Annotated in this window: 22 protein-coding genes; all 22 read left to right on the forward strand. The window is 59.3% G+C overall.

The window, feature by feature from the left end:
* The first annotated feature begins 4 nt into the window (after positions 1-4).
* Entirely contained in the window at positions 5-1,945 is a 1,941-nt protein-coding gene (gene uvrC, locus PMW67_RS07395; RefSeq protein ID WP_334204048.1) for an excinuclease ABC subunit UvrC, read from the forward strand.
* A 365-nt stretch (positions 1,946-2,310) separates the two neighbouring features.
* Complete coding sequence (locus tag PMW67_RS07400) at positions 2,311-3,924, forward strand: ABC transporter substrate-binding protein (RefSeq protein WP_117746690.1); 1,614 nt, start codon at positions 2,311-2,313, stop codon at positions 3,922-3,924.
* Between the two features lie 157 nt (positions 3,925-4,081).
* Entirely contained in the window at positions 4,082-5,038 is a 957-nt protein-coding gene (locus PMW67_RS07405) for an ABC transporter permease (RefSeq protein WP_022094871.1), read from the forward strand.
* A gap of 3 nt (positions 5,039-5,041) precedes the next feature.
* Positions 5,042-7,057, forward strand: coding sequence for a dipeptide/oligopeptide/nickel ABC transporter permease/ATP-binding protein (locus PMW67_RS07410; RefSeq protein ID WP_271739325.1), 2,016 nt, complete (start codon positions 5,042-5,044; stop codon positions 7,055-7,057).
* Positions 7,058-7,885: an ABC transporter ATP-binding protein gene (locus tag PMW67_RS07415; RefSeq protein WP_006236159.1), complete on the forward strand. Its 828-nt coding sequence runs from the start codon at positions 7,058-7,060 to the stop codon at positions 7,883-7,885.
* 80 nt (positions 7,886-7,965) lie between these two features.
* On the forward strand, positions 7,966-8,943 hold the full coding sequence (locus tag PMW67_RS07420) for an acetylxylan esterase (protein WP_271739326.1): 978 nt from the start codon (positions 7,966-7,968) through the stop codon (positions 8,941-8,943).
* Positions 8,936-9,787 carry an acetylxylan esterase gene (locus PMW67_RS07425; RefSeq protein ID WP_195239179.1) on the forward strand — a complete coding sequence of 284 codons (852 nt, stop codon included), beginning with the start codon at positions 8,936-8,938 and terminating at the stop codon, positions 9,785-9,787. Before PMW67_RS07420 ends, PMW67_RS07425 begins: the two co-directional genes overlap by 8 nt.
* Positions 9,788-9,855: 68 nt before the next feature.
* A complete protein-coding gene (locus PMW67_RS07430; protein WP_195520698.1) occupies positions 9,856-10,776 on the forward strand; it encodes a dihydrodipicolinate synthase family protein in 921 nt (306 codons plus the stop codon).
* 173 nt (positions 10,777-10,949) lie between these two features.
* Positions 10,950-11,915: an ROK family protein gene (locus tag PMW67_RS07435; protein WP_271739330.1), complete on the forward strand. Its 966-nt coding sequence runs from the start codon at positions 10,950-10,952 to the stop codon at positions 11,913-11,915.
* Positions 11,916-12,056: 141 nt separating this feature from the next.
* The gene (locus tag PMW67_RS07440; RefSeq protein WP_022094877.1) at positions 12,057-12,743 is read left to right on the forward strand and encodes an N-acetylmannosamine-6-phosphate 2-epimerase; all 687 of its coding nucleotides are present in this window, start codon (positions 12,057-12,059) and stop codon (positions 12,741-12,743) included.
* Between the two features lie 101 nt (positions 12,744-12,844).
* Positions 12,845-13,765 carry an RNase adapter RapZ gene (rapZ, locus tag PMW67_RS07445; protein WP_022094878.1) on the forward strand — a complete coding sequence of 307 codons (921 nt, stop codon included), beginning with the start codon at positions 12,845-12,847 and terminating at the stop codon, positions 13,763-13,765.
* Positions 13,766-13,771: 6 nt separating this feature from the next.
* Entirely contained in the window at positions 13,772-14,701 is a 930-nt protein-coding gene (gene whiA / locus PMW67_RS07450) for a DNA-binding protein WhiA (RefSeq protein WP_260699818.1), read from the forward strand.
* Positions 14,702-14,894: 193 nt separating this feature from the next.
* Positions 14,895-15,920 carry a type I glyceraldehyde-3-phosphate dehydrogenase gene (gene gap, locus PMW67_RS07455; protein ID WP_055286941.1) on the forward strand — a complete coding sequence of 342 codons (1,026 nt, stop codon included), beginning with the start codon at positions 14,895-14,897 and terminating at the stop codon, positions 15,918-15,920.
* Positions 15,921-16,060: 140 nt separating this feature from the next.
* On the forward strand, positions 16,061-17,251 hold the full coding sequence (locus PMW67_RS07460; protein WP_006236149.1) for a phosphoglycerate kinase: 1,191 nt from the start codon (positions 16,061-16,063) through the stop codon (positions 17,249-17,251).
* Positions 17,244-18,011 (forward strand): triose-phosphate isomerase, encoded by a 768-nt coding sequence (gene tpiA, locus PMW67_RS07465; RefSeq protein WP_022094882.1) that lies wholly within the window; start codon positions 17,244-17,246, stop codon positions 18,009-18,011. Before PMW67_RS07460 ends, tpiA begins: the two co-directional genes overlap by 8 nt.
* Positions 18,012-18,016: 5 nt before the next feature.
* Positions 18,017-19,570: a 2,3-bisphosphoglycerate-independent phosphoglycerate mutase gene (gene gpmI, locus PMW67_RS07470; protein WP_055310511.1), complete on the forward strand. Its 1,554-nt coding sequence runs from the start codon at positions 18,017-18,019 to the stop codon at positions 19,568-19,570.
* Between the two features lie 163 nt (positions 19,571-19,733).
* Positions 19,734-19,988 carry a preprotein translocase subunit SecG gene (gene secG / locus PMW67_RS07475; RefSeq protein ID WP_006236144.1) on the forward strand — a complete coding sequence of 85 codons (255 nt, stop codon included), beginning with the start codon at positions 19,734-19,736 and terminating at the stop codon, positions 19,986-19,988.
* Positions 19,989-20,284: 296 nt separating this feature from the next.
* Complete coding sequence (locus PMW67_RS07480; RefSeq protein ID WP_271739332.1) at positions 20,285-21,961, forward strand: peptide ABC transporter substrate-binding protein; 1,677 nt, start codon at positions 20,285-20,287, stop codon at positions 21,959-21,961.
* Positions 21,962-22,117: 156 nt separating this feature from the next.
* A complete protein-coding gene (locus PMW67_RS07485; protein ID WP_117637996.1) occupies positions 22,118-23,155 on the forward strand; it encodes an ABC transporter permease in 1,038 nt (345 codons plus the stop codon).
* A 14-nt stretch (positions 23,156-23,169) separates the two neighbouring features.
* Positions 23,170-24,105 (forward strand): ABC transporter permease, encoded by a 936-nt coding sequence (locus PMW67_RS07490; protein WP_006236141.1) that lies wholly within the window; start codon positions 23,170-23,172, stop codon positions 24,103-24,105.
* Positions 24,106-24,107: 2 nt separating this feature from the next.
* Entirely contained in the window at positions 24,108-25,199 is a 1,092-nt protein-coding gene (locus PMW67_RS07495) for an ABC transporter ATP-binding protein (RefSeq protein ID WP_271739335.1), read from the forward strand.
* Positions 25,199-26,227, forward strand: coding sequence for an ABC transporter ATP-binding protein (locus PMW67_RS07500; RefSeq protein ID WP_022094888.1), 1,029 nt, complete (start codon positions 25,199-25,201; stop codon positions 26,225-26,227). The genes PMW67_RS07495 and PMW67_RS07500 overlap by 1 nt, the downstream gene beginning before the upstream one ends.
* Positions 26,228-26,552: the final 325 nt, after the last annotated feature.

The following is a 26,552-nucleotide window of genomic DNA, read 5'->3' on the forward strand; positions in this document are numbered from 1 at the left end:
GCGCGTGGCCGGTCACGACAACATTCCAACGCTTGCCGAGCAGGTTTCGCGCGTTCCTACACAACCCGGTTGCTACCTTTGGAAAGATGCCAAGGGCGATGTCATCTATGTGGGCAAGGCAAAAAACTTGCGTGCCCGTATGCGTCAATACGTGACGCTGCAGGACGAGCGTCAAAAGATCCCGCTCATGATGCAGCTGGTGGCGAGCTTCGACTATATCGTGGTGGAGACCGAGCACGAGGCATTGGTGCTCGAGCGCAATCTGATCGGCCAGTACCATCCGTACTTCAACGTCGACCTTAAGGACGATAAAAGCTATCCCTTTATCGCCATCACTAAAAGCGATCTATTTCCCGCTATTAAATACACGCGCGAGCGCCATAAGCCCGGCACGCGCTATTTTGGCCCCTATACCGATAGTCGTGCGGCGCGTGAGACCATCGATACGCTACGCAAGGTCATTCCTATTTGCTCGGCATCCTGTGCGGAATGGCGCCGCTGCCGCCGCATCGTCGAATCTCATAAGGGCGAAGAAGACATCGTCAATATGATTTGCGCGCAAAACGGGCGTCCCTGCTTTGACTACCATGTCGGGCGCGGCCCGGGTGCGTGTGTCGGCGCGATTTCCCCGGCAGACTATGCCAAGAACGTCAAGCGTGTCGAGCGCTTTTTGTCGGGCCATCGCAAGGATGTCGTCGATGAGCTGACCTCCGAGATGACGGATGCCGCCGAGGCGCTCGACTTTGAGCGCGCGGCACGCGTCAAACGTCGTTTGGAGGTCATCAGGGGTCTGGACGATCGTCAGCAAGTCGTTTTTCCCTCCAGTGTCGATATCGATGTCATCGGTTTCTATCGCGAGGAGACCATCTCCGCCGCTTGCGTCTTTGTCGTGCGTGAGGGTCGAACGGTTCGAACCTGCGAGTTTATTCTCGATAAGGGTTTGGATGTCGACGAAGAGGAACTTCAATCGGGCTTTCTTAAGCGCTATTACGACGAGACGGCTGATATTCCAGCTGAGGTCAACCTTTCCGTCGAGCTTGAGGATGCGGAGGCGCTGGGGGAGTGGCTTGCGGGCAAGCGTGAGCGTTCCTGCCATCTCCATAGGCCGCAGCGTGGCGAAAAGCACCGTCTGCTCGATATGGCATCCAAAAATGCGCGCCATGCCCTCATGCGCTACATGATGCGAACGGGGTACGCTGACGACCGCACCAATCAAGCGCTCCTGGAGCTCGAAAGTGCGTTGGCGCTGCCATCGCCGCCGTTGCGTATCGAGTGCTTCGATATCTCTACACTGCATGGCACCTTTACGGTCGCCTCGATGGTGGTGTTTACCAACGGGCGCGCCGACAAGAGCCAGTACCGTCGTTTTAAAATTCAGGCCGAATTGGACGAGGCAAACGACTTCGTGTCGATGTCCGAGGTTTTGGGACGACGCTATGCTCCCGAGCGCATGGCCGACGAGCGCTTTGGCTCGCGCCCCGATTTGCTCGTTGTCGATGGCGGTAAGCCGCAATTGACCGCTGCGATCAAGCAACTTGAGGCTCTTGGGCTCGATATACCAGTTTGTGGCTTGGCGAAGGCCGACGAGGAAGTTTTTGTGCCTTGGGACGAGACTCCTGTCGTGCTGCCGACCGGGTCTGCTTCGCTCTATCTAATTAAGCAGGTACGCGATGAGTCCCACCGATTTGCCATCACGTTCCATCGCGAATTGCGCGACAAAGCCATGACGGTTTCGGTACTCGATGACGTTCCAGGCGTGGGACCCACCAGAAAACGTGCCCTTATGCGCCATTTTGGCTCGATGAAGCGTTTGCGCGCGGCGAGCGAGCAAGAGATCGCGGAAGTTCGCGGCATACCTGCCGATGTTGCCAAGGCGGTCCACGAGGCGCTCGTTGCATGGAATGCCGAGCGCGCCGAGGCGGCGGCTGGCCATTCCGATAGCTAAACACGAGCCTAAACTACTGATATACATGATTGCGTGATTTTCAACCATTTATTTCGCCATGATTGCATGCTGGTTTCGGGTTTTATTAACGCTAAAACGTTTGACTAGTCATGGTGAACAACCCTGCTATCCTGCGGGTTGACGAAGACTGATATCTCACCTCGTCGATACATACTGTCTGGCGAATCATTTGTCAATGAATTCGGTGAACGGTAGTAAATACCGTTCAAGCGTATGTATGTATCGGTCGCCGAGCGCGGCACCTCAGTTGGGTTCGTCGGTAGGTAAGGTATATATCGTCCGCAAGTTGCGCGGGGGCACGTCTAGGTGCTCCCGAGTAAGATTCTCTATTGATAGGAGAAGACATGGCCATCATCAACAAGGGTATGTCCAGGCGTTCGTTCCTCGGCCTCACCGGCAGCGTCGCTGCTGTCGCCGGCCTTGGTCTCACTGGCTGCGGTGGCAGCTCTAGCGACGAGGGTTCCGCTTCCGGCTCCACCGATTCCGCCAACCGTGGCGGCGGCGTGATCACCGCTGGTTCCGCTTACGCTCCGTCCAGCTTCGATCCCGCCAGCACCGGCTCCGCTGTGGGCCTGGGTGCTAACTGGCACGTCGTCGAGGGCCTCTACGGCATCGATTACCACGACTACAGCACCTTCAACGAGCTCGCCACCGACGATCCCAAGTCTGTGGACGACACCACTTTCGAGGTCACCATCCGCAAGGGCGCCAAGTTCTCCGATGGCACCGAGGTCACCGCTGATGATGTCGTTGCCTCCTACACCGCTTGCGCCGCTTCCGCTACCTATGCTCCGTTCTTCCAGCCCTTCGAGTCCATCGAGGCCAAGGACGCCAGCACCGTGACGGTCAAGACTAAGGTCCCCAACTTCTCCCTGCTCAAGGATCGTCTGGCCATCGTCCGCGTTACCCCGGCCACCCAGACCGAGGAGGATCGCGCCAAGCAGCCGATCGGTTCCGGCCCCTGGATGTACGACTCTATCTCCGATACCGAGATCACCTTGGTTCCCAACCCCGAGTACAACGGTGAGTATGCTGCCGAGGATAAGAAGATCCAGTACAGCATCCTGACCGACCCCACCGCTCGCGTTACCGCTCAGCAGGAGGGCTCCACGCTCGTTATGGAGCTCGTTACCGCTGACGCCGTCGACCAGCTCGAGAGCGCCGGCTGCAAGATCGATAACGTTCAGGGTTTCGGCACCCGCTTCATCATGTTCAACGTCGCCAAGGAGCCTTGGAACAACGTCAAGGTCCGTCAGGCTGTCATGTATGCGCTCGACACCGAGAAGATGGTCAGTAACACCTTCGCCGGCCTTGCCACCGCTGCCAGCTGCTACCTGCCCAAGAGCTTCACCAACTATCATGAGGCTTCCACGGTGTACAAGACCGACGCCAAGAAGGCTAAGAAGCTCATCGAGGAGTCTGGCATCACCCCGGGTGCCATCACCCTGCGCACCACCGACAACGAGCAGATTAAGGGCATGGCCGCCCAGGTCAAGAACGACCTAGATGCTCTCGGCTTCGATGTGACCATCCAGACCGATACCTCGCCGGCTACCTACGCTGCCATCGACGGCGGCGAGGCCTACGATATCCTTCTTGCCCCTGGCGATCCTTCCTGCTTCGGCGCTGATCCCGACCTGCTGCTCAACTGGTGGTACGGCGACAACGTCTGGATGCAGACCCGTTGCCCGTGGAAGGAGTCCGCTGAGTGGCAGAAGCTCCACGGTCTCATGGACGAGGCTCTTGCCGCTGAGGGCGATGAGCAGCAGAAGAAGTGGAACGAGTGCTTCGACATCATTGCCGACAACGCCGTTCTGTACCCTGTTGTTCACGTCAAGACCGTCTCCGCTTTCTGGGACGATCCGTCCACTGCGCCCAACGGCGAGGCCCTCGATGGCTTCAAGGGCATCGGCACGACGAGCATGTCCTTCAGGGGCGTTGCGACCGTCAAGGCGTAAGACTCGCTTGAGTCTGTATGCAGGATGTCGGTCGTTGGGACCGTATCCTCATAGTTGAAACAAAGACCCGGGCGGCCTCGATGTCGCTCGGGTCTTGTAATGAGTATCCATACTCATATACCAGTTGGTCCTACCGACAAAAGAAAGGGGAGAGAACGTGAACAACTTTCTACGTTTGATTGGAAGGCGTCTCGTGGCGCTGCCGATCATGGCATTGGGCGTCACCGTCCTGGTGTTCTTCCTTATGTCGTTCTCCAAGACCGACCCCGCCTATACGGCGTTGGGTGACGGTGCCTCGCCCGAGGCGGTTGCCGAGTACCATGAGAAGTATGGTCTGGACGACCCCTGGCCCGTGCGCTACGTGCGCTATATGGGCGATTTGATCCATGGTGACATGGGCACCTATGGTGCTGCTCGCAACTCCGTTGCCAAGCGCATCTCCACGGCCCTGCCCGTCACGATGCAGCTGACCTTCATCGGTCTTGCCATCGGCGCGGTCGTCTCGTTTTTGCTCGGCGTCATCGCGGCACTGTATCGCGATAAATGGCCGGACCAAGTGATCCGCGTCTTCTCCATCGCCGGCTTGGCAACCCCGTCGTTCTGGCTTGCCGTCCTGTTGATCCTGCTGTTCTCTTCCTACCTTAAGGTGCTCCCGGCGTCCGGTGCTCTGCCTCACTTCACCACTAACCCGGCTGGCTATCTGGGACGTATGATCATGCCCGCTATCGCCCTGGCATTCCCGCTGACGGGCCAGATGACTCGTATCGTGCGTACCGCCATGGTCGAGGAGCTCGACAAGGACTACGTCCGCATGGCCCGTGGCGCCGGCGTTCCCGAGAAGGTCGTCGTCGGCATCAACGTTTTGCGCAACGCGCTGATCACCCCGGTCACCACCCTCGGTCTTAAGATCGGTTACCTCATGGGCGGCGCCGTCGTCATCGAGGTTATCTTCAACCTCCCCGGCATGGGCACTGCGATTCTGCAGGGCGTTCAGGGCAACGAGGCGAACCTGGTTCAGGGCGTCGTTATCGTCGTTGCTCTTGCCTTCATCATCATCAACATCGTGGTTGACATGCTCTACCTGCTCATCAACCCGCGCATCAGGACGGTGTAGATTATGGTAAAGATTCGAGAGAAGCAAACCGAGCAGCTCGAGAAGGCTGCCTCCAAGGGGCTCAAGCTCGGTGGCTGGAAGAAGATGACGTTGTCTTCTAAGATTGCCGCCGTCGTGCTGGTGCTGGTCGCCCTGACTGCGATTCTGGCGCCCCTTCTTGCCCCCTATAGCCCGGTCGAGATCTTTACGGCTCGCCAGGCTCCCGGCAACGGATTTATCTTCGGTACCGACGATAAAGGTCGCGACATTCTGTCGCGCATGCTCTACGGTGGTCGTTACTCGCTGATCATCGGCTTTGGCGCCACTGCCATGGCTCTGGTCTGCGGCTCGGTCGTGGGCGCCCTCGCGGCGGTTTCGCGTAAGTCCGTTTCCGAAGCGATCATGCGCATCCTGGACATCATCATGTCCATCCCGGGCATCGCCCTCGCGGCCGTCTTCGTCTCCATCCTGGGCAATTCCGTGCCGTCGATTATCTTCGCCATCGGCTTTATGTACACTCCGCAGATTGCCCGTATCGTGCGCGCCAACATCGTGTCCGAGTACGGCGAGGACTATGTCCGCGCGGTCATCGTTTCCGGCGCCAAGGCTCCGTGGATTTTGATCAAGCACGTCCTGCGCAACTGCATCGCCCCGATTATGGTCTTCACCGTTACTCTGGTCGCCGATGCCATCATCTTCGAGGCCTCGCTGACCTTCATCGGCGCTGGTATTCAGGAGCCTACCGCTACCTGGGGTAACATCCTCGCTGACGCCCGCGGTGGCGTGCTCGCTGGCCGTTGGTGGCAGGCGCTGTTCCCGGGCCTGGCCATCATGATCACCTGCCTGGCACTCAACATCCTGTCCGAGGGCATTACCGACGCCATGGCCGCTGCTCCCTCCGCCGCCCTGGATCCGACCGACTCCTCCAAGCGCCGCGAGGCCGACCTGCTGGTCTCCGACCCCGTTCGCGCCTACAAGGAGCAGGCTCAGTCCCTCTCCGCTCGCCTTGGCGCCCTGCGCGATGTCGAGCTCAAGCGTGACGATCGCCATGTGCCCGACGAGTCTGTTGAACCGATTCTCTCGGTCCGTGACTTCTGCATCCAGTTTGAGCATCACGGTGATATCAACGTCGTCGACCATGTCAACTTTGACGTCCGTCCTGGTCAGACCATGGGCCTGGTGGGCGAGTCCGGTTGCGGTAAGTCCATCACCACGCTGGCCATCATGGGCCTGACCGACGATGACGAGCATCTTTCCGGCGAGGTTCTCTGGGAGGGCCGCGACCTGCTCAAGATGAGCAAGAAGGAGTGGTTCGGCCTTCGCGGTACCGATATCGCCATGGTCTATCAGGACGCCCTGTCCTCGCTCAACCCCTCCATGCTCATTTCCGCCCAGATGAAGCAGCTCACCAAGCGTGGCGGCACCCGTAGCGCCGAGGAGCTCCTGGAGCTCGTGGGCCTCGACCCCAAGCGTACGCTCGAGAGCTATCCGCATGAGCTTTCCGGTGGCCAGCGTCAGCGCGTTCTGATCGCTATGGCCCTTACCCGCGACCCCAAGCTGGTCATCTGCGACGAGCCTACGACCGCTCTGGACGTTACCGTCCAGAAGCAGGTCATCAAGCTGCTCAACGATCTTCAGGCCAAGCTCGGCTTTGCCATGATCTTCGTTTCGCATGACCTGGCGCTGGTCGCCGAGGTTGCCCATAACATCACGGTTATGTACGCTGGCCAGGTTATCGAGCAGGCGCCCACCAAGGAGCTGCTCACTAACCCGATCCACGAGTACACCCGCGGTCTTCTGGGTTCCGTTCTGTCCATCGAGAGCGGCTCGGGCCGTCTGCACCAGGTCCCCGGCGCTGTTCCCAGCCCGCGCGATTTCCCCAAGGGCGATCGCTTCGCGCCCCGCTCGAGCCATCCGCGCATTGGCCTGGACACCCGTCCGGTCTTCAAGCGCGTGCCCGGCACCGAGCACTTCTATTCCGAGCTCCCCGACGAGGTGCTCAAGGCAAATGGTTTGACCCCTCACGCGGAGGTGATGTAGATGAGCGAGACCGCAGTCAACGGCGTCGAGCCGATCATCTTCCTTGATGACGTCCACGTCACCTTTAGGACCCGTACCGGCTCGATTCTGCACCCCAACCTGGTTCACGCCGTCCAGGGTGTAACGATTAAGCTCATGCCCGGACAGACCATCGGCATCGTCGGCGAGTCCGGTTGCGGAAAGTCCACCACCGCCAACGTCATGTGCGGCCTGCAGGCCCCCACGAGCGGCAAGGTCTACTTTAAGGGCAAGGACGTTACCAAACGTACCGCCGAGGACCGTCGCCACATGGGTCGCGTCATCTCGGTCGTGTTCCAGAACCCGGCCACGGCGCTCAACCCCCGCATGGTTGTTCGCGAGCAACTGCTCGACCCCATGCGCGTCCACAACCTGGGTACCGAGGCCGAGCAGGAGAAGCGCGTCAAGGAGCTCTTGGAGCTCACCGGTCTGCCCAGCTCCGCCGCCGAGGTTCTTCCCGGCCAGCTTTCGGGCGGCCAGCGCCAGCGCGTCGCAATTGCTCGTGCCCTGTCGCTGAACCCCGATGCCATCATCGCCGACGAGCCCACCTCGGCTCTGGACGTTTCGGTCCGTGCGCAGATTCTGAACCTGCTGACCGACCTTAAGAAGGAGCTCGGCCTGGCCATGGTGTTCATCAGCCATGACATCCAGACGGTCCGCTATATCTCTGACGACATCATCGTTATGAATGGCGGCAAGATCGTCGAGCAGGGCGAGGCCAAGCAGGTCTTCCAGCACCCTCAGGATCCCTACACCAAGATGCTGCTCGGCGCTGCGCCGTCGCTGCTGCATCCCAAGCTCGGCGAGTAGCCTCGCTTTCCCTCCCGTGCGCCCGGTTCCCTTACCGGGCGCACCTCCGTTGCGATTTCGAAAGGTTGGGTTCACGAGCCATGCCAAGTGCTCAGGAGCTACAACAGCAATTTGGTGAATATCGAGGCGCTATGCCCCGTCCATCGGATTTCGATCTCTTTTGGAAGGACCGCATGGCCGAGGCCGACGCCGTCGGGCTTGACTATGCGATCGAGGCGGCATCGGTCGCCGATGCCGCGACCTGCCAGCTTTTCGACCTCTGGTATACCGGCATGTGTGGCGCGCGCCTGCATGCCAAGTACCTTAAACCCGTCTCGGACGAGCCCGCGCCATTGGTGCTTCAGTTCCATGGATATCCGGGTGCAAGCCGCAGCTGGTTTGAGCAGGCGTCGTTTGCGGGCATGGGCATGGCACTCATCGCCCTCGACTGCCCCGGCCAAGGAGGTCCCTCCGAGGACATTGGTGGATTTGAGGGCACAACGGTTGCCGGTCATATCGTCGCCGGTATCGACGGCGACCCGGCCAACCTCTACTATGTCCGCTTGCACCAAGATATTCGCATCCTGTGCCGCATCGTTCGCGAGCTCGAGGGCATCGATCTTGCGCGTGTGTTTGTGAACGGCGCGTCGCAGGGCGGCGGTTTGGGCATTGCGACCTGTGCGCTTAACAGCGAGCTTATCAATCGTGCCGCCATCCTCTATCCCTTCCTGTCAGATTTCCGCCTGGTCTGGGATTTGGATGCCGACGACATTGCCTACGAGGGCCTGCGCTATTGGTCTCGCTGGTTTGACGAGGACTCGACTCGTATTGACGAAGGCTATGCCAAGCTGGCGTACTTCGATTCCAAGAACTTTGCCCCTATGGTCAAATGCCCCGTGCTGTTTGGTACTGGCACAGCCGATATCGTCTGTCCGCCAGCGACGCAGTTTGCGGTCTATAACAACCTGACCTGCGAAAAGCGTCATGAGTTCTTTGAAGGCTTTGGCCACGAGGAGATTCAGGATTTTGACGATTTGATCATTCCGTTTTTCTGCAAGGGAGGGGAGGCTCATGTCTAAGTGCGAGAGCAATGTTGACGAGCTGATTGTCCCCGGACTCGTGGGAATTCCTGGAACGGTTTCGTCAAGGCTCGCAGAATATCGGGACTGGCGCGGTGATGTCCAAGCAGATGTTTCTGATTTAGAGACATGCGCTTCGAATCTTGAGATTCAAGGCCTGGCCATTACGGCGATTGACTTTGTTAACCCCTGCGCCCGTTACTCGGAGGTCTCCTTTGAGCTCGGTGACGATGCGATTCACGCTCGTTTGATCGAGCCTGTCGGTCGTGCCCGAGTATCTGAGCGCGTGCCGTTGTGCCTGATGTTCCACGACATCGATCGGCCTGTGCGCGGCTGGCATCACATGACGAGATTTGCCGCCATGGGGTATGCCGTCCTCGCGCTGGATGACGATGTTGCTGGTGCGGACGACCTGCAGCGGGGGATTTCTTCGCCCGCTTTTGTCGAGCGCGTCCGTTGGGGTTGCGCGCTGGCGAAGGTGGCGCGCAATCTTGATGGCATGGACCCCGACCGCATCTTTGCATGGGGCGAGGGTCTAGGCGGCGGAGTCGCGCTGGCGGTTTCTGCTCTGGACGAGCGGGGTCTCGCCTGCACGGCGGTTGCCAATCCGCTTCCTGGCGGCCTCGAGGCGCTGTCGTCTCGGGTGCGCGGATCGGTGCTCATGGGCACATCGCTCATGGATACCGTGAGCGATCCCAAGGATCAGTTTGCCGTATTCAACGGTCTTGAGTGTGACCGGAGACATATCATCTATGCCAAATACGCTCACGAGCGCATCAATGCGTTCGAAAACGAAGTCGTCGACTTTTTTAACCAAACGTTCTACTCGTGTTCTTTGGCCTAGACGGCCTGGACACTGCCAACAAGAGTGGGCGGCATAGGGCTGCCCACCAGACAACTAAGGAGATTCTTGTGGCAACTCAGAAATTCACCGGCGTTATCCCTCCCGTCGTTGTTCCCGATACCGAAGACCACCAGCTCGATGTTGCCTCCTTTGAGCGCAGCATCAACCGCATGATCGATGCCGGCGTCGATGGCTTGTTCTTCCTGGGCTCCTCGGGCGAGGTCGTCTTCTCCACCGACGAGCGTCGCCGTCAGATCATCTCCGAGGCCGTCCGTATCGTCGACCACCGCGTTCCCGTTCTGGTCGGCATCATCGACACCGAGACCGAGCGCATGATCGAGCACGGTAAGGTCGCTCAGGAGCTGGGCGCTGATGCGCTTGTCGCCACCTGCCCGTTCTATGCCCTGCAGGGCATGACCGAGGTCGAGGAGCACTTCCGCATCCTGCATGAGGAACTCGACCTGCCCATCTTCGCCTATGACATCCCCGTGTGTGTCCACACCAAGCTCCCGTGGAAGCTCCTTGCCAAGCTCGGTGCCGAGGGCGTTCTGGCCGGCGTCAAGGATTCCTCGGGTGATGACATCTCGTTCCGCTACCTCGTTCAGGAGAACGAGAAGAACGGCCATCCGATGAGCATCCTCACCGGTCACGAGGTTGTTGTCGACGGCGCCTACCTCGGTGGCGCCGACGGTTCCGTTCCGGGTCTCGCCAACGTTGAGCCCGAGGGCTACGTGCGTCAGTGGAAGGCCGCTCAGGCTGGTGACTGGGCTACCGTCAAGGCCGAGCAGGATCGCCTCAATGAGATTTCGCACATCTGGGATGTCACCTCAGGCGTCCAGGGTTATGCCGGTGGCGTCGGCGCCTTCAAGACCGCTATGAACCTCATGGGTATCTTCGACAGCCCGACCATGCCGCGCCCGGTGAAGGCCATGACCGGCGAGAACGTCGAGGCGATTAAGAAGGTCCTCCAGGACAACGGCCTCCTGTAAAGCTTCCCCGGGCACCCGACCTCGCCGTTCAACCGTGCGGCCATGACCCATTAGATCAATGGTCACACGGTTTCTTGGCGATCTCGGGCACCTGGAAAACCTTTTCCGCGCTGTGACGGCTAGCCTGACGGCGCATTTCCTGTAGTTGTTTTTTATCTCCTAAGGAGAGCGACATGGAGAACAAGTACGTCTGCTCTGTCGATATCGGCGGAACTAAGATCGCGACTGCCATCATGGAGTACCCGGCTGACGGTAGTGTGCCCCATCCTGTTTTTGAGGCCGAGGTTCCCACCGAGGCCCAAGAGGGCGGCGAGGCCGTCTTCCAACGTATCGAGGCGTCCATCAAGGCTGCTCTCGAGGCGAATCCCGATGTCGAGGTCCTTGGCGTCGGTATCGGTGCCGCCGGCGTCGTCGATCCCAAGACGGGCGCCATCGCGTATGCCAACGAGATCATGCCCGGCTGGTCCGGTGTTCAGTTGGGGCCGCGCCTGCGCGAGGACCTCGGTCTTCCCGTTGCCGTTGTAGGCGACGTGCAGGCTCATGCTCTGGGCGAGGCCCACTGGGGCGTCGGCAAGGGCAAGTTCTCCGTCATGTGTCTTGGCATCGGTACGGGCATCGGTGGCGCATATGTCGAGAACGGCCGCGTGATGCAGGGCTTCCATGGTGCTGCTGGCCATATGGGCCACATCGAGTGCTCGGCTGCCGCCGGTATTCCCTGCGCCTGCGGGCGTTCCGGCCATCTGGAGTCGGTTGCTTCGGGCACTTCCATTGGTCGTATGTACGATGAGCGCTTTGGTCGCGTCGACCCCAGCCGTCCTTCGGTCGGTCGCGATGTGAACGACCTGTGCCGTGCGGGCGACGCAAAGGCGACCGAGGTCATCCATGACGCCGGCTTTGCGCTGGGTGCCAGCTTGGGCTCGCTCGCTAACATCCTGGACCCTGAGGTCATCGTGCTTTCGGGTGGCGTGATTCACCAAGGTCCCGATTGGCGTTCACAGACGTGGAAGGATTCGGTACACGAGGGCTATGCCAGCCAGGCGCTCGATCCGCTTCAGGACACGCCGATCCTCATCGGTTCTCTGGAGGGCGATGCTCCGCTCATCGGTGCCGCCGAACACCTTCTTGCGTCGTTGAAATAAACATAGCTACCAAGTGCGCCTTCTGAGGTGCCGCAGATTGACGTGAAAGAGGAGCGAAGCGTACTTCGGTACGCGAGCGACGGTTTGAACGTCAAGGTGCGGTGTCTCAGAAGGCTGTTTTTGAGAAAGGTTGAGTCGAACATGACCGTTGATCCTTTGATCCAGTCCCTGAAGGGCAAGCTCGTCGTGAGCGTTCAGGCGTATATGGGCGAGCCGCTTCGTACGCCTGAGACCATGGCTCAAATGTCTCGCGCTTGCGAGCTCGGCGGCGCCGCCGCCATTCGCTGCCAGGGCCTTGCCGACATTGCCGCCATTAAGGGTCGCTGTGAGGTTCCTGTTATCGGCCTGTGGAAGGATGGGCACGAGGGCGTTTACATCACGCCGACGCTGCGCCACGCTCGCGCCTGCGTTGCTGCGGGTGCCGATATCGTGGCGATCGACGCCACCGATCGTCCGCGTCCCGATGGCAAGACCGTCGAAGATACTTTCCGTCCGCTGCACGAGGAGGGCGTGCTCCTGATGGCCGACTGTGCCACCATCGAGGATATTCGTCGTGCTGTCGACATGGGCTTCGACCTGGTGTCCACCACGCTGTCTCATGGTGTTGCCGCCATCGACTGCACCATGGCCGATGGCCCCGATCTGCCGCTCCTGCGTCAGGCGACCGAGGAATTCCCCGGCCTTCCCATCATTTGCGAGGGTCGTGTGCATACGCCCGAGGAGGCTCGCGCCGCGATCGATGCTGGCGCCTGGGCCGTTGTCGTCGGCACCGCCATCACGCACCCCACGAGTATTACGAGTTGGTTCAAGGCTGCGCTTGAGGCGTAAGACAGGCCTCGTATCCGCTCGGGGCGGTATACTCAATATAGGCAATTGACCGCGCGGGATCCGGGTTGCTGGGTCCCGCGCTTGTTTTCGGGAGGCAACACATGCAAAAGGGAGATGCCATGGATGCGGCGGAGCGCTCGGAGCGCATCCCCGATATCGTCATCATCACCGGAATGTCCGGATCAGGCCGCACACAGGCCATGCACGTGTTCGAGGACATGGGCTATTTTTGCATCGATAACCTGCCTCCGCGTCTCATCGCCCAGCTTGCCGAGCTCGTCGGCATCAATACGGGCGTGGGCAGGCATCTCGCCGTCACCTGCGATTTGCGTAGCCAGGGACTGTTTGACGAGTTGCTCGATGCGGTCGCCGCTCTCGAAGAGCGCGAGATGAGCTGCGACATCGTGTTCCTGGAGGCTTCTGACGAGGTGCTGATTCGTCGCTACAGCGAAAATCGCCGCCGTCATCCCATTGCCAAGCCGGGGGAGACTACGGCCGATGCCATTCAGCGCGAGCGCCTTCAGCTGCAGGGCGTGCGCGACCGAGCCGATATGATTATCGACACGAGCCGTCTGCGCACCTCTGCGCTGCGCAACAAGCTGCGTATGGCATTTTCCGAGCTGTCCGACCAGCAGCTTATGGATGTCCACGTGTTCTCGTTTGGCTTTAAGCACGGCATGCCCGTCGAAGCGGATATTATGATCGACGTCCGCTTCCTGCCCAATCCGTTCTACGATCCCGAGATGCGCACGATGACCGGTCTCGATAAAAAGGTCTCCGATTTTGTTCTGGACCATCCCAAGACGCAGGAGTTTTGGAAGGCTTGGACACAGCTGCTCGATACGGTCATGCCCGGTTATATCGCGGAGGGTAAGCCGCAGCTTTCTATCGCCATCGGCTGCACGGGCGGCCAGCACCGCAGCGTTGCCATTGCCGAGGCCACGGCCCGTTACCTGGAAGGCGCTCAGTATCATGTGAGCATCTCCCACCGCGACCTGTCGCGCGCCAACACGAAGGCATAGGCCTGCATGTCGTTTACCGCTGAGGTGCGCGACGAGCTTGCGCGCTGCGAACCCGAATGTGAATACTGCGACTTGTCGACGCTTGCCGCCCTCACGCGCGTGAGCGGTACGCTCTCGCTTACCGGCTCTGGGCGGTATCGTTTGACGGTTGCGACTGAGACGGGAGCCGTCGCGCGCACGATGATCACGCTGACGCATCGTATCCTTAAGCTCAAAACGGAGTTCACCGTCCGTAAATCTGTATTGCATAAGGTTCGAAACTACCTCATCACCTTGCCTGATCAGCCAGACCTGGATAAGGCCTTGGTTCTGCTGGGTATCCTCGAACGTAGGGGAGGACTTGTCGCCGGCGTACCCCGACATATCGTTGCCCGTCCTTGCTGTAGACTTGCCTATATCCGCGGCGCGCTCATCGCGGGCGGCTTCGTGGCCGATCCACGCGGCGATTTTCATTTGGAGATTGCTGTGCAGGGCGAGCAATATGCCAAGGGGCTTTGCGATCTGTTGGAGCAGATTGGGGTCCATGCTCGTGTTAATGCACGGCGGGGGTCATATGCCGTGTACATTAAGAGCGCCGAGGAAATCGAGCATCTATTAAAGCTGATTGGCGCCAAGCGCAGCGTTGCCGAGATTGAGGAGGCGCGCGCGGTCAAGTTGGTTAAGAACGATGTGAACCGTCGCGTGAACGCCGAGCTCGCCAACCAGACCAGAAGCGCCGGTGCCGCCCAACATCAGCTTGCGCTTATCGATGAGCTCGAACAGCGGGGTTTGCGCGACACGCTTCCGGACGCCTTGGCAGTCTTTTGCGACCTGCGCGAGCGCTATCCCGATCTGTCGCTGCGCGATCTGGGCGAGATGGCTGACCCTCCCTTGTCGAAGTCTGCCCTGTACCATCGCGTTTTGAGGCTTGAAAAGCTCATTGAAGCAAACAAGTAGTTTGAAGTATCGACTTATATACGGATTTAGCTGCTATTTTATTCTTTAAAACGTTTTAACGTAAATTTGATTTTCAATTTCGAGCATTCTCGTGAAATTCAAGTCAAAAAAAAGGTATATTAGGCGAGTGGTTAGTTTGTGGGCCTCAACGGCGGGCGCTGTAGCTCGCGGGGGCCTTACGAAAGGAGACACAATGGCAGTAAAGGTTGCTATTAACGGCTTCGGTCGCATCGGTCGTCTGGCTTTCCGTCAGATGTTCGGTCATGAGGGCTCCGAGATCGTCGCTATCAACGACCTCACCTCTCCCGATATGCTCGCTTACCTGCTGAAGTACGACTCCACGCAGGGCAACTACGCTCGCGATCACGAGGTCGTTGCTGGCGAGGATTCCATCACCGTTGACGGCAAGGAGATCAAGATCTACAAGGAGGCCGACGCCAACAACCTGCCTTGGGGCGACCTCGACGTCGACGTCGTTCTCGAGTGCACCGGCTTCTACACCAGCAAGGCTAAGGCTCAGGCCCACATCAACGCTGGCGCCAAGAAGGTCGTCATCTCCGCTCCGGCCGGCAGCGATCTGCCCACCATCGTGTACAACGTCAACCATGAGACGCTGACCGCTGAGGACAACATCATCTCCGCTGCTTCCTGCACCACCAACTGCCTTGCCCCGATGGCCAAGGGTCTCAACGACTTCGCTCCCATCGTGTCCGGCATCATGACCACCATCCACGCCTTCACCGGCGACCAGATGCCGCTCGACGGCCCGCAGCGCAAGGGCAACTTCCGTCGCTCCCGCGCCTGCTCCGAGAACATCGTCCCGAACACCACGGGCGCTGCCAAGGCCATCGGCCTGGTTCTCCCCGAGCTCAACGGCAAGCTCATCGGTGCCGCCCAGCGCGTCCCGACGCCGACCGGCTCGCTGACCAACCTCTACGCCGTCGTTGACAAGAAGGTCACCGTCGACGAGGTCAACGCTGCCATGAAGGCCTACGCCGAGACCATCCCCGAGACCTTCGCCTACAACGAGGACCAGATCGTCTCCCGTGACATCGTCGGCGAGACCCACGGCTCCATCTTCGACGCCACTCAGACCATGTGCTCTGACCTCGGCAACGGCCAGACCCTCGTTCAGGTCACCTCTTGGTACGACAACGAGAACTCCTACACCTCTCAGATGGTCCGCACCATCAAGTACTTCGAGAAGTTCGTTGCTTAATTTAGCTTTTAGCGAATAGCTCGTTGAGCGTCTAAAGAAGGGCGCGGCCTCATAGGGCTTACACCCTAGGGTCGCGCCCTTTTTATAGGAAATCGTCTGCCGTAATGGGAGGCAGACACGTACGAAAGGTAGAAGCAAACATGGCCTTTACCAAGAAGACCGTCCGCGACATCGATGTCGACGGCAAGCGCGTTCTCGTCCGCGTTGACTTCAACGTGCCTATCAAGGATGGCGTCGTTGGCGACACCACCCGTATCAAGGCTGCCCTGCCCACCATCAACTACCTCGTTGAGCACAACGCTCGCGTCATCCTCATGAGCCACCTCGGCCGCCCCGAGGGTACCGGCTTCCAGCCTGAGCTCTCCCTTGAGCCTGTCGCCAAGAAGCTCGCTGAGCTCTCTGGTCTCGACGTTGCCTTTGTCGCCGACACCTACGGCGAGAAGGCTGCTGAGGCTGTCGCCGCCGTCGAGCCGGGTAAGGTCCTCGTTCTCGAGAACGTCCGTTTCGACAAACGTGAGAAGAAGAACGACCCCGAGATCGCCAAGAAGCTCGCTTCCTATGGTGACGTCTTCGTTCTCGATGCCTTCGGCACCGCTCACCGTGCCCAGGGTTCCGTCGTGGGCCCCGCCGCTTACCTGCCCGCAGTCGCCGGCTTCCTGCTTGAGAAGGAGGTCGACACGCTGACCGGTATCTTCGCCGAGCCCGAGCGCCCCTTCGTCGCTATCGTCGGCGGTTCCAAGGTTTCCTCCAAGATCGGCGTTCTCGATCACCTTATCGACTCCGCTGACACCCTGATTATCGGTGGCGGCATGGCCTACACCTTCTTCCTGGCTCAGGGCCTTTCCGTCGGTCAGTCCCTCAAGGAAGAGGACTGGGTCGAGCGCGCCGGCGAGATGCTCAAGAAGGCCGAGGAGAAGGGCGTCAAGATCCTGCTCCCCATCGACAACCGCGTTGCCGATCACTTTGGCGAGGACGCTGTTCCCGAGGTTGTCGCTTCCGACGCTATCCCCGACGATCGTGAGGGTATGGACATCGGTCCTAAGACCGAGGAGCTCTACGCCGAGGCCGTCAAGGGCGCCAAGACCGTGTTCTGGAACGGCCCCATGGGCGTCTTCGAGTTCGACAACTTCGCTCACGGCACCCAGGCTATCGCCGAGGCTGTTGCCGAGGCCGACTGCACCTCGATCATCGGCGGTGGCGACTCTGTCGCAGCTGTCAACAAGTTCAACCTGGCCGACAAGATGAGCTGGATCTCCACCGGTGGTGGCGCTTCCATGGAGCTCGTCGAGGGTAAGGCCCTGCCCGGAGTGGAGGCGCTTCTCGATGCCTAATCGCACCCTTCTTATCGCTGGTAACTGGAAGATGAACAACGACGTCGCCGAGGCCGCCAAGCTCGCCGACGAGCTGGCTCAGGCTCTGCCCGAGGTTCCGGCTGGCGTCGAGGTGCTCGTCTGCCCTCCGACCATCGACATCACCACGGTTCATGACCGCATTCAGGCTGCCCCCATCGCCCTCGGTGCACAGAACGTGTACTGGGAGGCCAAGGGTGCCTTCACCGGTGAGTCCTCTTGTGACATGCTCAAGTCCGCTGGCTGCACCTACTGCATCATCGGCCACTCCGAGCGTCGTGACTACTTCCACGAGACCGACGAGGACCAGAACAAGAAGGCCAAGGCTCTCGTTGCCGCCGGTCTTGTTCCCGTCTTCTGCTGCGGCGAGTCCCTCGAGGTCCGCGAGGCTGGCACCTATGTCGAGCACGTCGTGAACCAGGTCAAGGCTGGCCTTGCTGGTCTTGAGATCACCTGCCCCAAGCAGGTCGTCGTCGCCTACGAGCCCATCTGGGCCATCGGCACCGGCAAGACCGCTACCGCCGAGGACGCTCAGGAGGTCTGCGGCGCTATCCGTGAGACCCTCAAGGAGATGTTCGGCGAGGAGCTCGCCAACGGCATCCGCGTTCTCTATGGTGGCTCTGCCAAGCCCGGCAACATTGCCGAGCTCGTCGCCAAGCCCGACGTTGACGGCGCCCTCGTGGGCGGCGCTTCGCTCAAGGCTGCCGACTTCGCCTCTATGGTCGTCAAGGCAGGCGAGTAGGACATATGGCACAGCGTCATCTTCCCGCACTCCTGATCATTATGGACGGCTGCGGCCTGGCTCCGGCCGATGGCGAGAACGCCGTCGCCGCTGCCAAGACGCCCTTCCTCGATGGCCTGTACGAGAAGTACCCCCACACCACGCTCGGCGCTTCGGGCGAGGACGTGGGTCTTCCCGATGGCCAGATGGGCAACTCCGAGGTGGGTCACCTCAACATCGGTGCCGGCCGCATTGTGTTCCAGGAGCTTTCGCGCATCAACAACGCCATCAAGGACGGCTCCATCGCCAAGAACGAGGTCTTCGTCAAGGCTATGGACGACGTCAAGGCTGACGGCAAGACTCTCCACCTCATGGGCCTTATGAGCCCTGGCGGTGTTCATTCTCACATGAACCACGTCGAGGCTCTGGTCAAGATGGCTGCCGAGCACGGTGTCAAGACCGTTCGCGTCCACGCCTTCATGGATGGCCGCGACGTTGACCCGCAGTCCGGCGCTGGCTACATGAGTGAGTTCTGCGCCTTCCTGGCCAAGATCTCCGAGGAGACCGGTTGCGACGCTCGCGTTGCCACCGTCTCGGGCCGTTATTGGGCCATGGACCGCGATAATCGTTGGGAGCGCATCCAGCGCGCCTACGACGTCATGGTCAACGCGTCCGATGCCGATACAGACCCCGTTGCCGGCATCAAGGCCTACTACGAGAAGGACCCGCGCGGCGACGAGTTCGTCGAGCCCTTCGCTGCCCACAATGAGGGCATCCACGAGGGCGACGCGGCCATCTTCTTCAACTTCCGTCCCGACCGCGCTCGTCAGATGACCCGCGTGTTCACGGACAAGGAGTTTGACGGCTTTGAGCGCGAGCAGATCAAGCTTTCGCACTTTGTGACGATGACCGAGTACGATCCGACGTTTGACGTTGAGGTCGCCTTCCCCAAGACGTTCCCCGAGAACGTCCTGGCCGACGTTATCGCCGCCAATGGGCTGAAGCAGCTGCACACCGCCGAGACCGAGAAGTACGCCCACGTGACGTTCTTCCTCAACGGCGGCATCGAGGAACCCAAGGAGGGCGAGGAGCGCGTGCTCGTCGCTTCCCCCAAGGTTGCTACCTACGATTTGCAGCCTGAGATGAGCGCTCCCGAGGTTACCGAGAAGCTTGTCGCCGCCATCAACGAGGATCGCGCTGATTTCTACATCGTGAACTTCGCGAACTGCGACATGGTTGGTCACACCGGTGTCTTCGACGCCGCCGTTAAGGCCGTTGAGGCTGTTGACGATGCCCTGTCCAAGGTTGTCCCGGCGATTCTCGCCAAGGGCGGCTTTGCGCTGATTACCGCCGACCACGGCAACGCTGATCACATGTTTGACGTTGCTTCCGACGGTTCTAAGCATCCGTTTACGGCTCACACCACCAACCGTGTACCGTTCATCATCGTTGATGAGAAGGCCAAGCTCACCGGTATTGAGGACGGTCGTCTTTCCGATATCGCTCCGACCATGCTCACCATGGCTGGTATTGAGCCTTCCGCCGAGATGACGGGACGCGTGCTCGCCACCGAGGCCTAAGAGAAAACTCCAAGCGTTTTCTTGCAGGGGGTTGCCCATATTCGGGCAACCCCCTTTTTGGTATTTCTGCCATTTCCGCACCGTCCCCGAGTGGCAGGTAGGGGAGAGCGGGGGATTGTGGTACAGTACTGGAGTTTGAATTGTTCTATTAAGGAGCTTATCTATGGGTCCGTTCCAGATTCTTCTGTTTGTCGTTTGGGCTGTTTCTGCCGTGGCGCTGACGATTCTCGTCCTGATGCATTCCGGTAAGGGTACCGGCGTTTCGGATATGATCGCTAGCTCGCTGTATAACTCCAGCTCTGCCACAGGTGTTATGGAGCAGAACCTCGACCGCCTGACCGTCATCATGGCTGTCGTGTTTGCCGTGTGCGTCGTGCTGTGCATGTTCTTCTTCCCGCAGGGCATCGTGGGCTACTAATCACGAGCCGCATAAGTACTTGTAAAGGGTTCCGCAAGTGCGGGACCCTTTTTTGTTTACATATTCGTAACAGAGTCAAAAATATCACCACATACTGCGCCCAACTAAAGAAATTCTTGACCGTTAACCGGAATTAGCCCCAAATCGTGCATAAAATGCGCTACTGTATTGCAAAACGTTGGCCTGTTGTGCATAACCAGCCATAGCAGCGGGCAGCGTTTCGATGGTTCGGATCGGATTGTCTCGACATGTGTCCGACTGAACATTTCTTTGTCCTATCTCATAAGGAGGATGGCATGGCTGATTCTATGTTCCACCAGCCCGTTATGGGTCGTCGCGCCTTTGTTGGCGGCACCCTTGCTGCGAGCTCCATGGCTTTTCTTGCCGCATGTGGCAAGAAGGGCGGCGACGCTTCCGGTTCTGAGTCCGGTTCGACGCTGAACTTCTACATCAACAACCCGGTCTGCATCGACCCCTACAACGTCCAGGAGGACCAGGGTACTCAGGTCGAGTATCAGCTCTTTGACGCTCTGACCTCTTACGACGCCGAGAAGGGCGAGATCGTTCCGCTGGCTTGCGAGTCCTTTGAGTCCAACGACGACGCCACCGAGTTTACCTTCAAGATCAAGAAGGCCAAGTTCCACAACGGTGACGACGTTACCTCTAAGTCCTTCAAGCTCGGTTGGGAGCGTCTGGTCAACACCAAGTCGGCCATCGCTACCGAGTATGGCCCTTCCGAGGTCTCCTATCACCTTTCCATGGTCGAGGGCTATGACGATCTGCTTGCCGGTAACGCCACCGAGCTCAGCGGTGTTACGTGCCCTGACGATGAGACCCTCGTCGTCAAGCTGTCTTCCGCTTACGCCGACTTCCCCTTCGTCGCCTCTCACCCGGCTCTGGCCCCGGTTCCCGAGTGCGCCGAGTCCGATGTCAAGAGCTTCTACCTTGCCCCGGTCGGTAACGGCCCGTTCATGATGGACGGCAAGTGGGAGGATGGCCAGGAGATCAACGTCAAGAAGTTCGACGATTACTATGGCGACAAGGCCAAGATCGATGGCATCCACTTCCAGGTCATCAAGGACATGGAGACCGCTTACAAGGAGTTCCAGGCCGGTAACCTCGATGTCTGCGACGTTCCCGTCGCTCAGATCGATGCCGCCAAGAAGGATCGCGGCGTGTCCAAGGACGGCTACACCATGGGTGACGGCGAGCGCATGCTGCTCGGCGCCGAGCCTTCCACCTACTACCTGACCTGCAACAACACGGCCGAGCCGTTCAACAACGCTGACCTGCGTAGGGGTATCTCCCTGGCCATCAACCGTGAGGCCATCTGCAAGACCATCTTCAAGGGTACCCGTACCCCCGCCGACGGCATTGTTCCTCCGGGCATCGATGGCTACAAGGAGGGCGCATGGGAGTTCTGCGCCTACGACGTCGACAAGGCTAACGAGTACCTCGACAAGGTTGCTCCTGCCGGTGCCAACGGTGACCGTGGCATTAGTGTGACCCTTTCCTACAACCAGGACGGTGGCCACAAGGAGATCATGGAGTCCATCATCGGCGACCTCGCCAAGGTTGGCGTTACCGCTGTCTCCGATACCCCCGAGTGGTCTGCCCTGCTCGAGCAGTATCAGAACTTCAACTATCAGTTCGGTCGTCTGGGCTGGATTGCCGACTACCCGATCATGGACAACTTCCTGTATCCGCTGTTCCACTCCGACTCCCTCGGTGGCGACAACCGCTCTGGTTACAACAACCCCGAGTTCGACGCCAAGGTCGACGAGGCTCGCACTACGGTTGACGACAAGGAGCGCGTCGCTAAGATGCAGGAGGCCGACGCAATGGTCGCTGCCGACTGCCCGGTCATCCCGGTGATGTTCTACACGCACACCATCGCCGGCTCCGATCGCATCAAGCACCTCTATGTCGATCCGCAGAAGCACGCCGATCTGGGTACCGCTGAGCTCGCTTAAGAGTTTGCAGCTTCCGTGAGGGTCAAGTATTTACGTAGACCTCATGGGAAACATACAGTTCTCCCTAACCTGGGGTAAACTGGCTGATGGTAATTTTGGGATGCCGGTCTGGCGATCGGCATCCCATTTAGGTTAATCCCTAGATAGGGGAGTGGTATGGGTAAGTACATCGTTAAACGTGTGCTTCAGTTCATCCCGGTGTTTTTGGGCGTTACGCTGATTCTGTTCGCCCTCCAGAATATCGTGCCGGGAGATCCGATCAAGCTGATCGGTGGAGACAAGGCTCTGTCCCCCGAGGTGGAGCTTCAGCTTCGTGTTCGCTATCACCTGGTCCAGACGGACGAGGACGGCAACGCGATCCTTGACGAGAACGGCGACCCCGTTCAAACGTCGCTTGTGGACCGTTACTTGTATTACATGAACGGCCTGCTTCATGGCGATCTGGGCAATTCGTATCAGCGCAAGCTGCCGGTTACGGAAATCTTCGCCCAGAAGTATCCGTATACGGTCAAACTTGCCGCGTGCGCCATCGTACTCGAGGCGATCATGGGTATCGGTGCGGGTATCATTTCGGCGGTAAAGCGTTATTCCTTCTGGGATATTTTGGTAACGCTCACCACGTCGATCCTCGTTGCGGTCCCGGCCTTCTGGCTCGGTATGTTGTTGCAGCTGTTCTTTGGCGTCATCCTCAAGGACGCCACGGGCGGTGCATTCTCCATGCCGATTTCGGGTGCCGGTGGTTCCAGCTCTCAGTATCAGGATTGGATGCACTATGTGCTTCCGACCATTACGCTGGCTTCGGTTTCGACCGCTTACGCTGCCCGCATTATGCGCTCGCAGCTGCTTGACGTCATGAACCAGGATTACATCCGTACGGCAAAGGCCAAGGGTCTCTCCAATCGTGCGATCATCATCAAGCATGCGCTTAAGAATGCACTCATCCCCGTCGTTACCTATATTGGTGTCGACTTTGGTGGCATGCTTTCGGGCGCCATCCTGACCGAGACGGTCTTTAACTGGCCCGGTATCGGCTATGAGGTCTATCGCGCCATTAGCATGCGTGACTGGCCCATCGTTATGGGCGGCGTTACGCTCATCGTTGTCGTCGTCATGGTGATCAACCTGCTCGTCGACATTAGCTATGCATTCCTCGACCCGCGCATCCGCCTTGGCGGTCCGTCGGATAAGGCCTAAGGGAGGTACGTCTCATGCAGGAAACTGATTCTCAGTCTCAGGAGCAGGCTACCGCCACCAAGGTCGCATCTGCTCCCGCCAAGTCCCGCACGCTGTGGGGCGACGCTTTTAAGCGTCTTCGTAAGAACAAGCTCGCCGTTATCGGTGTCTGCTGGATCATCATCGTCGTTGTGGTTGCCCTGACCGCAGATCTGTGGGCTAAGCCCTGGCTCGGTTCTCCGACGGCTTCCGACTCGACCACTATGGCCGAGACGTCGCTGCTGGCTCCGTGTGCAGAGCATCCGTTTGGCACCGACGCCCTTGGTCGTGACATTCTTGTCCGCGTTATCTACGGTGCGCGCGTTTCGCTGTCCGTCGGAATTATGGCCACCGCGATCTCCACGCTGATTGGTCTGGTCATGGGTGCTCTGGCCGGTTTCTACGGCGGCATCTGGGATACGATCATCATGCGCTGTGCGGACATCTTCCTGGCGTTCCCGTACGTGCTGTTCGTTGTCGCCATGATCGCCGTTATCGGCCGTGGTCTTCAGAACGTCTTTATCGCCATCGGTATTCTCGGCTGGCCTTCGATTGCGCGCGTCTTCCGCTCTGCGATCTTGACCGTCAAGGAAAACGACTATGTTGATGCTGCGCGCGCGATGGGTGCATCTGATGCTCGTATCGTTGTACGTCATATCTTCCCGAACTCCGTCGCCTCCATCGTGGTCTACGCGACCATGAACATTGGTGGCGCCATTCTGACCGAGTCCGCTCTGTCCTTCCTCGGCATGGGCGTAATTCCGCCTACGCCTTCGTGGGGCTCCATGATTCAGGACGGTCAGCAGTATCTTCTGACTGCTCCCTGGATGATGATCATGCCCGGTCTGGCAATTCTCTCGACGGTGCTCGCCTTCACCCTGCTGGGTGACGGTCTGCGCGACGCCCTCGACGTCAAGATGAAGGACGCATAAGGATGAAGAAGAACAAGAACTATGTGGACCTGAAGGACCAGCCTGTTCCCGAGGGCCAGCATCTGCTCGAGGTCGATGACCTTAAGATGTATTTCCACACCGAGGACGGCGTTGTTCGCGCTGTCGACGGTGTCTCCTACACGCTCGATCGCGGCGAGACCCTGGGCGTCGTCGGTGAGTCCGGCTCCGGTAAGTCCGTGACCGCCATGACCATCATGGGTCTTATCTCGATGCCTCCGGGAAAGATCGAGGGCGGCGACGTTCGCTATCGCGGTCGTTCTATCCTCGAGATGACCGAGGAGGAGATGCAGCACATTCGCGGCAACGACATCGCGATGATCTTCCAGGATCCTATGACCTCCTTGAACCCGGTCTATAAGATCGGCAAGCAGGTGGGCGAGGGCCTTCGTCTGCACCGTGGCTACTCCAAGCAGGAGGCGCTCAAGCGCGCTACCGAGCTTTTGGACCTCGTGGGTATCCCCGAGCCCGAGAAGCGCGTCAATGAGTATCCGCACCAGTTCTCCGGCGGTATGCGTCAGCGTGTCATGATCGCTATGGCTCTTGCCTGCGATCCCGATATCCTGATTGCCGACGAGCCCACGACGGCTCTGGACGTTACCATTCAGGCTCAGATTATCGAGCTCATGCAGGAAATGCAGGAGAAGAACGGCAACGCCATCATCATGATTACCCATGACCTGGGCGTCGTTGCCGATATGGCCGATAAGATCATGGTTATGTACGCCGGCCGTCCCGTCGAGTTCGGTACTGCTGAGGAAATCTTCTACGAGAGTCGCCACCCCTACACCTGGGGCCTTATCCGCTCCATCCCGGAGCAGGCCATCGAAGAGAAGAAGCCGCTTACGCCGATTCACGGCAACCCGCCTTCGCTCATGAACCTGCCTGAGGGCTGCGTCTTCTCTCCTCGTTGTCCCTATGCGACGGACAAGTGCCGCAAGCAGCGCCCCGAGCGCGTTGTCACCGAGTCTGGTCATTACTCTGCTTGCCACTACTCCGGTGACTCCGAGTTCCTCAAGAACGCTCCTGAGACGTCCCGTACGCGTAAGGATTCCAAGAAGGGAGGCGAGGCGTAATGGCAGATACCAACGAGCGTACTCCGCTACTGAAGGTCGAGCACCTCTCTAAGGAGTTTCCCGCTGAGTCCGGCATGTTCGCCAAGCGCTTCTCCAAGCGTGTCGTCTCTGCAGTGAATGACATTTCGTTCGAGATTTATCCGGGCGAGACCTTTGGCCTGGTCGGCGAGTCTGGTTGCGGTAAGTCCACCACGGGCCGCACCATCATGCGCCTGACCAAGCCGACGGCCGGCAAAGTGTTCTTCCAGGGCAAAGACGTTGCCGAGATGAGCAAGCACGAGATCAAGGATATGCGTCGCGAGATGCAGTTCATCTTCCAGGACCCCTATGCTTCGCTCAACCCCCGTATGACCATCGGCGAGATTGTCTCTGAGCCCATGACCATTCACGGCGTGGGTACCAAGGAAGAGCGTATCGAGCGTGTTCGCGAGCTTCTCGACGTCGTCGGACTGAACCCCGAGCACATCAACCGCTATCCGCACGAGTTCTCGGGCGGCCAGCGTCAGCGCGTCGGCATTGCCCGCGCTTTTGCGCTGAAGCCCAAGCTGATTATCTGCGACGAGCCGGTTTCCGCTCTGGACGTGTCCATTCAGGCTCAGGTTCTGAACCTGCTCAAGGAACTTCAGGACAAGTTTGGCACGGCGTATCTGTTTATCGCTCACGACCTGTCCGTCGTGCAGCACATCTCCGATCGCGTTGCCGTTATGTATCTGGGCAAGATGGTCGAGGTTTCGGACTGGAAGACACTCTATAGCGAGCCGCACCACCCGTACACGCAGTCGCTGCTGTCTGCCGTGCCGGTGCCCGATCCGGATATCCAGAAGACCCGCAAGCGCATCATCCTCGCCGGCGATCCGCCGTCGCCGCTGGATCCGCCGACCGGCTGCCGTTTCCACACGCGCTGCCCGATCGCGCAGGGCATCTGCTCCGAGAAGCTTCCCGAGTTTAAGGAAGTTGCCCCGGGCCACTGCTGCGCCTGCCACTTCGCGGAGCCGTTCCCGATCAAGGAATCGCACATCGACCTGTAGTCGGTTGTCTGTCCGGGCCCGTGCTGGACTTAGTTTTCAGAACGTCCTCGACCATGGAAACCCCCTTATCCTGCTCCTTCGGAGCTGCGGATAAGGGGGTTTCCTGGTCTGCGGAATGTTCTGAAAACTAAGTCCAGCACGGGCCCTGCGGTAACTCGGCAGGGGGAGTGCGATTCCCTGATCGCTCACTTAGTTTAATAAGAAATTGAGCGAGGCCGGAGCTTTAGCTCCGGCCTCCCCATATAAGGGCTCGGCAAAGCCGAGCCACTAAATTCTTATCAGCCCCAGAATATGTTTAGGAACTTTGCCTGGAGCATGTTAACGC

This window comes from Collinsella aerofaciens (assembly GCF_028209395.1).
GTDB lineage: Bacteria > Actinomycetota > Coriobacteriia > Coriobacteriales > Coriobacteriaceae > Collinsella > Collinsella aerofaciens_AZ.